The 8,631-nt window shown below is 67.5% G+C and carries 2 protein-coding genes; both read left to right on the top strand.

From position 1 onward, the window contains the following. Nucleotides 1-3,868, top strand: a 3,868-nt coding sequence (locus ACODS5_RS24375) for an amino acid adenylation domain-containing protein (RefSeq protein WP_489109859.1), incomplete at its 5' end; no start/stop codon positions are given. Beyond that, nucleotides 3,868-8,631: amino acid adenylation domain-containing protein (locus ACODS5_RS24380; RefSeq protein ID WP_489109860.1), on the top strand; the 4,764-nt coding region annotated here is incomplete at its 3' end. The genes ACODS5_RS24375 and ACODS5_RS24380, both read left to right, overlap by 1 nt.

Genomic DNA, 8,631 nt, shown 5'->3' on the forward strand with positions numbered 1-8,631 from the left:
CCCCCCCACCCCCCTGGACAGGATCCACACCACACGCCTGCTGCAAGAAGCCCCCGCCGCCTACCGCACCCAGGTCAACGACCTGTTGCTGACGGCCCTGGCGCGGGTGGTCTGTCGCTGGACCGGCGACGCCGACCTGTTGCTGCAGATGGAGGGCCATGGTCGCGAGGCGTTGTTCGACGATATCGACCTGACCCGCACCGTGGGCTGGTTCACCAGCCTGTACCCGGTGCGCCTGACGCCTGCCGCGGACCTGGGCGCATCGATCAAGGGCATCAAGGAACAATTGCGCGCGCTGCCGCACAAGGGCATCGGCTATGGCCTGCTGCGCTACCTGGGGAGCGCCGAGACGCGCGCGGCCATGGCGCAACTGCCGGTACCGCGCATCACCTTCAACTACCTGGGGCAGTTCGACGGCAGCTTCAGCGCCGAGGATGCGCTGTTCATCCCGGCGGCCGAGGCGGCCGGGAGCAATCAGCATATCGACGCGCCGCTGGGCAACTGGCTGACGCTCAATGGCCAGGTCTATGACGGCGTGCTCAGCCTGACTTGGTCGTTCAGCGAGCGGATGTTCGCCCCAGCGACCATTGAGGCGCTGGCCGCCGGCTACCGCGAGGAACTGGAGCAACTGGTGGGCCACTGCGCAGGCCACCATGGCGTCACGCCTTCGGACTTCCCATTGGCGCGGGTGAGCCAGCAACAGCTCGACGCACTGCCACTGAGCGTCGACAACCTGGCCGACCTGTATCCGTTGTCGGCCATGCAGCAAGGCATGCTGTTCCATACGCTGTATGACCAGGCGTCGCCGCAGTACATCAACCAGATGCAGCTGGATGTCGAAGGGCTCGACCCCCAGCGCTTCCGTCAGGCCTGGCAGGCGGCACTGGATGCTCATGACATTCTGCGCAGTGGTTTCCACTGGGGCGCCGACCTCGAGCAACCGCTGCAATGGGTGGCGCGTCAGGTCGAGCTGCCTTGCCAGTTGCACGACTGGCGCGCTCGCCCTGATCTGCCCCGGGCCTTGCAAGCCTTGGCCGATGCCGAGCGGGCCAAGGGCTTCGACCTTGGCCAGGCGCCACTGCTGCGCCTGCAGTTGGTGCGTACCGGTGACAACGCCTGGCACCTGGTCTACACCTCGCACCACATCCTCATGGACGGCTGGAGCAACTCGCAGCTGCTGGGCGAGGTACTGCAGCGCTACAACGGTGTGGAGCCCGCTCGCGAAGGTGGCCGCTACCGCGACTACATCGCCTGGCTGCAAGGGCAGGATGCCGAGCGTACCGAGGTGTTCTGGCGCGAGCAGCTACAGGCGCTGCACAGCCCGACGCGGCTGGCCAGTGTCTACCCCCACGTGGCCGCGACCGGCCATGCAGATCACTACCTGCGCCTGGATCAGGCGCAGAGCGAGCGCTTGAGCAGTTTTGCCCGGCAGCATAAGGTCACCCTCAACACCGTGGTCCAGGCCGCCTGGCTGCTGTTGCTGCAACGCTATACCGGCCATGCCACGGTGGCCTTCGGCGCCACGGTGGCGGGTCGTCCGGCCCAGCTGCGCGGCATCGAGCAGCAGATCGGCCTGTTCATCAACACCTTGCCGGTCATCGCCAGCCCGCGTGGCGAGCAGAGCGTGGCCAGCTGGTTGCAGCAAGTGCAGGCGCATGGCCTGGCCCTGCGCGAGTTCGAGCACACGCCGCTGGCCGATGTCCAGCGCTGGGCCGGGCAGGGGGGCGAGGCTCTGTTCGACAGCCTGCTGGTATTCGAGAACTACCCGGTGGCCGACACCCTCAAGCAGCAGTCCCCCGAGGGGCTGAGCTTTGGCGATGTGCACAGCCGTGAGCAGACCAGCTATCCACTGACCGTGCTGGTGGCCGCCGGCGCCCAGCTTGGCGTGCAGTTCAGCTACGACCGCGCGCACTTCGGCACGGCCGTGATCGCGCAGTTCGCCGGGCACCTGAAGGAGCTGCTGCAAGCGTTCATCGAGCAGGCCGGCGGGGCGCTGGGCGACTTGCCTTGGCTGGATAAAGCCGAGCAGGCGCAACTGATGGGCTGGAACAGCAACGCTGTGGACTACCCGCGCCACAGCAGCATCGGTGAATTGTTCCAGGCCCAGGTGGCGCGCACCCCGCAGGCCTTGGCTGTGACCTGGGGCGAGCAACAGCTGAGCTACGCCGAACTCGAAGCCCGGGCCAACCGCCTGGCACACAAGCTGCGCGAGCAGGGTATCGGCCCGGAGAGCCGGGTGGGCATCGCCTGCGAGCGCAACCTGGAGCTGGTGGTCGGCCTGCTGGCGATCCTCAAGGCGGGCGCCGCGTATGTGCCGCTGGATCCTGACTACCCGGCCGAGCGCGTCGGCTACATGCTGCAGGACAGTGGCGCCCAGCTGCTGCTGACCCAGCGCCGGCTTGCGGCCATGTGGCCGAGCGGCCTGGCCACCCTGTGCCTCGACGAGCTGGCGCTGGACGGCTACCCAGAGCAGCCGCCGCAACTGAACCTGCTGGCCGACAACCTGGCCTACGTGATCTACACCTCCGGCTCCACCGGCCAGCCCAAGGGCGTGGCCATCAGCCACCGCAACGTGGCGGCGCTGGTGCGCTGGAGCGAGGAGGTGTACAGCCACGACGACCTGCAAGGGGTACTGGCCTCGACCTCGGTGTGCTTCGACCTGTCGGTGTGGGAGCTGTTCGTCACCCTGGCCCGTGGCGGCTCGCTGATCCTCGCGCGCAACGCCCTGGAGCTGCCGCAATTGCCGGCCCGCGAACAGGTGCGGCTGATCAACAGTGTGCCTTCGGCGGTCAATGCCCTGCTGCGCAGCGATGGCATCCCGGCGAGCGTGCGCATCATCAACCTGGCCGGCGAGCCGTTGAAACAGACCTTGGTCGACAGCCTCTACGCGCTGCCGGCGCTCGAGCATGTCTACGACCTCTACGGCCCCTCGGAAGACACCACCTATTCGACCTGGACCCGCCGCGTGGCTGGCGGTCGGCCAAGCATTGGCAAGCCGCTGCACAACAGCGCCGCGCACCTGCTCGATGCTGATCTGCAGGCCGTGCCGGTGGGCGTTGCCGCCGAGTTGTACCTCAGTGGCGCCGGGGTGACCCGCGGTTACCTGGGGCGCGCGGCACTGACCGCCGAGAAGTTCGTGCCCAACCCCCACGCCACCAATGGCGAGCGCATGTACCGCAGCGGCGACCTGATCCGCCGCCGTGGCGACGGCGATCTGGAATACATCGGCCGTATCGATCACCAGGTGAAGATTCGCGGTTTCCGCATCGAACTGGGTGAGATCGAGGCGCGCCTGCTGGCCCTGGCGCAGGTTCGCGAAGCCGCCGTGCTGGCCCATGACGGCCCGGCTGGCGCGCAACTGGTGGCCTACCTGGCGACCGGCGAGGTGCCGCCAGCCGAGCAGCAACCTGCGCTACGCGAGCGTATTCGCGGCGCCTTGGCCGAGCACCTGCCCGGCTACATGCTGCCCAGCCAGGTACTGTTCCTCGCCGCACTGCCGCAGACGCCGAACGGCAAGCTCGACCGCAAGGCATTGCCGCCCGTGCAGATCGAGCAACAACAACGCACCTATGTCGCGCCGCAGGGTGCGCTGGAAAGCGACCTGGCGACCCTCTGGGCGCAAGTGCTGGGCGTGGCCCGCATCGGCCGCGACGACAATTTCTTCGAACTGGGTGGGCACTCCTTGCTGGTAGTGAACCTGGTGTCCCGTATCCATCTTGAGCTTGGCATGACATTGACTCCCCAACTGCTGTTCCAGTACCCGACGCTGGCGACCTTCGCCGCACAACTGAATGCGCAAGGGGCGGCCGTGCAGGCTTCGACCCTGGACAAGCTTGAGTTCCTGCTCGACGAAATGGAGGAAATCTGATGGACCATAACGTCGCCGCGCGGATCGCCAAGCGCTTCATCCTGCTACCGTTGGACAAACGCCAGGCCTACCTGGAAAAGATGCTCGCCGAAGGCGTGTCGCCAGCCAACCTGCCGATTCCCCAGGTCCGCGATGAGCTGGCCGTGCTGCCGCTGTCGTTCGCCCAGGAGCGGCAGTGGTTCCTCTGGCAGCTCGATCCGCAGAGCACCGCCTACCACATGTCGGTCAACCTGCGCCTGCGTGGCGCGCTGGATGCCCAGGCCCTGCAGGACAGCCTCGATGTGCTGGTGGCTCGGCACGACAGCCTGCGCACACGCATCCTCGCCGACCAGGAACAACCGGTCCAGGTGATCGATGCGCAGGGTCGCGTACTGCTCGAACGCGCGACGCTGACCCTGGCCGAGGACGACCAGGAGGCCCAGCTGCGGGCCTGTGCCGAGGCCGAGAGCGCGCGCCTGTTCGACCTGCAAACCGGCCCGCTGCTGCGGGTGCGGCTGGTGACGCTGGGCGAGCAGGATCACCTGCTGCTGCTCACCCAGCACCATATCGTCTCCGATGGCCGCTCGATGCAGGTTCTGGTGCGCGAGCTGATGCATTGCTACGAGGCGTTCAGCCAGGGCGAGCAACCGGTGCTGGCTGAGCTGCCGATCCAGTACGCCGACTATGCGGTGTGGCAGCGACACTGGATGGAAGCCGGCGAACGCCAGCGCCAGCTTGGCTACTGGACCGCGCAATTGGCGGGCGACCAGGCCTTGCTGGAACTGCCGCTGGACCGCCCGCGCAGCCTTGCGCGCAGCGGTGCCGGTGGTCGCGTGCAGCTCGAGCTGCCGGGCGCGTTGGCCCAGGCGCTGCGGCAACTGGCGCAGCGCAGCGCCAGCACCAGCTTCATGGTCCTGTTGGCTTCGTTCCAGGCCTTGCTGCATCGCTACTCGGGGCAGGCCGACATCCGTGTCGGGGTGGCCAACGCCAACCGTAACCGGGTCGAAACCGAAGGTCTGATCGGCTTCTTCGTCAACACCCAGGTCATGAAAGCCGAGTTCGACGGCAGCAGCCGCTTCAGCGACGTGTTGCAGCAGGTGCGCCAGGCCGCGCTGGATGCCCAGGCCCACCAGGACCTGCCGTTCGAGCAACTGGTCGAGGCCCTGCAGCCCGAGCGCAGCCTCAGCCATACCCCGTTGTTCCAGGTGATGTTCAACCACCAGAGCGGCGGCCGCGCCCAGCAGGCGCAAGAGACCGGGCGCACCGGGCTGGCGGTGGAACTGCTGGACTGGGACAGCCAGACCGCCAAGTTCGACCTGACCCTGGACACCTTCGAGCACGAGGACGGGCTCACGGCGCGCCTGAGCTATGCCAGCGACCTGTTCGACCAGGACACGGTCGAGCGCCTTGGCCGGCACTGGTGCAACCTGCTGCAAGCCATCGTCGCCGACCCGGAGCGGCAGGTGGCGCAGTTGCCGTTGTACGATGCCGCCGAGCAGCAGGCTCTGGTGGCACAGATGAACCCGGCGCCGCGCGAGTTCCCGGTGGCCACCACGCTGCATGGGCTGATCGAGGCCCAGGCCGCGCGCAACCCGCAGGCCATCGCGCTGAGCTTTGCAGGGCAGACCTTGAGCTATGCCGCGCTCAACCAGCGGGCCAATACCCTGGCCCATGGCCTGATTGCCCGAGGCGTCGGCCCGGACGTACTGGTGGGCTTGGCCATGGAGCGCGGCCTCGACCTGCTGGTCGGCCTGCTGGCGATCCTCAAGGCCGGTGGCGCCTACGTGCCGCTGGACCCGAGCTACCCGCAGGACCGCCTGGCCTACATGATCGAGAACAGCGGCTTGGCGCTGCTGCTGACCGACTCGGCGCTGCTGGCGCAGTTGCCGGTGCCGACGCATGTCGAGGCGCTGCTGCTCGACCAGCTGAAGCTGGCTGACAACCCCCAAGATCCGCAGGTGGCGATGTCGCCGGACAACCTGGCCTATGTGATCTACACCTCCGGTTCCACCGGCAAGCCCAAGGGCACCTTGCTGGCCCACCGCAACGTGCTGCGCCTGTTCGAGGCCACCGAGCACTGGTTCGGTTTCGATGCCTCGGACGTCTGGACCCTGTTCCACTCGTTCGCCTTCGACTTCTCGGTCTGGGAGATCTTCGGCGCGCTGCTGTACGGCGGCAAGCTGGTGGTGGTGCCGCACTACACCAGCCGCTCGCCGGAAGACTTCCATGCCTTGCTGTGCGAGGAAGGGGTGACGGTGCTCAACCAGACCCCGTCGGCATTCAAGTCGCTGATGCAGGTGGCGCTGGCCAGCGAGCGCCGCGCCCAAGCCTTGCGCCATGTGGTGTTCGGTGGCGAGGCACTGGATGTGAAGAGCCTGCGCCCGTGGTTCGAGCGTTTCGGCGACCAGGCGCCGCGGCTGATCAACATGTACGGGATCACCGAGACCACCGTGCATGTGACCTACCGGCCTTTGACCTTGGCCGACCTCGAGCAGGTGGCCAGCAGCCCGATCGGCGAGCCGATTCCGGACCTGAGCTGGTATTTGCTGGACCCGGCGTTGAACCCGGTGCCCAAGGGGTGCGTGGGTGAACTCTACATTGGCCGCGCCGGCCTTGCCCGCGGCTACCTCAAGCGCGGCGACCTGAGCGCCACGCGCTTCGTGCCGGACCCGTTCGGCGAGGCGGGCGAGCGCCTGTACCGCACCGGCGACCTGGCACGGCTGCGTGCCGATGGCGTGGTCGAGTACGTCGGACGTATCGACCACCAGGTGAAGATCCGTGGTTTCCGCATCGAGCTAGGCGAGATCGAAGCCCAGTTGCTGGCGCGCCCGCAAGTGAACATGGCGGTGGTTTTGCCCCATGGCAGCGGCGCCGCCCAGCAACTGGTGGCCTATGTGGTGCCCGCCGAGGCGACGGCTCCGGCGCACGCCGCGGCGTTGCGCGAGCTGCTCAAGGCCAGCCTGCGCGAGCACCTGCCGGACTACATGGTGCCGGCCCATATACTGTTCCTCGACAGCCTGCCCCTGACCGGCAACGGCAAGCTCGATCGCCGCGCCTTGCCGGCGCCGGACCTGAGTCACAACCAGCAGGACTATGTCGCGCCGCGCAGCGCGCTGGAGCAGGGTGTCGCGCAGATCTGGCAGGAGGTGCTCAAGGTCGAGCGGGTGGGCCTGGACGACAATTTCTTTGGCCTTGGCGGCCATTCGCTGCTGGCCACCCAGGTGGTCTCGCGGGTGCGCCAGGGGCTGCAGCGCGAAGTGAACCTGCGCAGCCTGTTCGAACACGCCACCCTGGCCGCGTTCTGCCAGGCCCTGGGCGAGGACCTGACACGCCGCGAGCCTGCGCTGCTGGCGCAGCCGCGCGAGCAGCGCCTGCCGTTGTCCTATGCCCAGGAGCGGCAATGGTTCCTCTGGCAATTGCAGCCCCATGGCAGCGCCTATCACATTCCTTTGGCCCTGCGCCTGCGTGGCGCGCTCGACGAGCAGGCCTTGCAGCGCAGTTTCGATGCCCTGGTGGCGCGCCACGAGCCGCTGCGCACTCGCTTCGTCGAAGTCCAGGGGCAGGCGCAGCAAGTGATCGACGCGCCAGCGCCGCTGCCGATCGCGCGTGAGCGGTTGCGGCTGGAGGGCGATGCCCAGGCCCAGGCCGAGCAGATCGAGGCGTGCGTCGCCGCCGAGGTGCTGCAGCCGTTCGACCTGCAGCAAGGTCCGTTGCTGCGGGTGCGCCTGGTGCGCCTGGGGGCCGATGATCATCTGTTGCTGCTGACCCAGCACCACATCGTCTCGGACGGCTGGTCGATGCAGGTGATGGTGGGCGAACTGACCCGCCTGTATGCGGCGTTCAGCGATGGCGGTGCCGCGCAGTTGCCGGCGTTGCCGATCCAGTATGCCGACTATGCGCTGTGGCAGCGGCAATGGATGGAGGCCGGCGAGCGCGAGCGCCAACTGGGCTACTGGCGGGCCCAGCTGGGCGCCGAGCAGCCGGTGCTGGAGCTGCCGATGGACCATTCGCGCCCGGCCCAGCAAAGCTACCGGGGCGCCCGGGTCGCCCTGCCGGTGCCGGGTGCCTTGCTCGAACAGCTCAAGACGCAGGCGCGTGAGCAGGGCGCGACCCTGTTCATGTTGCTGCTGGCCTCGTTCCAGGGGCTGTTGCACCGCTACAGTGGCCAGGCCGATATCCGTGTCGGCGTGCCGATCGCCAACCGCAATCGCCTGGAGACCGAAGGGCTGATCGGCTTCTTCGTCAATACCCAGGTGCTCAAGGCCGAGTTCAACCCAGGGCAGGGCTTCAGTGACCTGCTGCAACAGGTGCGACGGGTGTCGCTGGAGGCCCAGGCGCACCAGGACCTGCCGTTCGAGCAACTGGTCGATGCCCTGCGCCCGGAGCGCAGCCTGAGCTACAACCCGTTGTTCCAGGTGATGTTCAACCACCAGGCGACGGCACCTGCGGTGCCGGTGGCACTGGCCAGCCAGGTGGCGCTGGAAGTGCTCGAAGTGGGCGGGCTGAGCGCCCAGGTCGACCTCAAGCTCGATACGCTGGAGACCCCGGACGGGCTGCTGGCGCAGTTCAGCTATGCCACGGACCTGTTCGAGGCCGCCAGTATCGAGCGCCTGGCCCAGCATTGGTTGCGGTTGCTGGAGCAGGTCGTCGCCGACCCGGCGCTGCCGATCGAGCAGTTGGCATTGCTGGATGAAACGGAGCACGAACAGATCGTCGAGCAGTGGAATGCCACCGCCGTCGACTACCCGCTGGAGCGCTCGATCCAGCAACTGATCGAAGCCCAG

Source organism: Pseudomonas sp. FG47 (assembly GCF_057809115.1).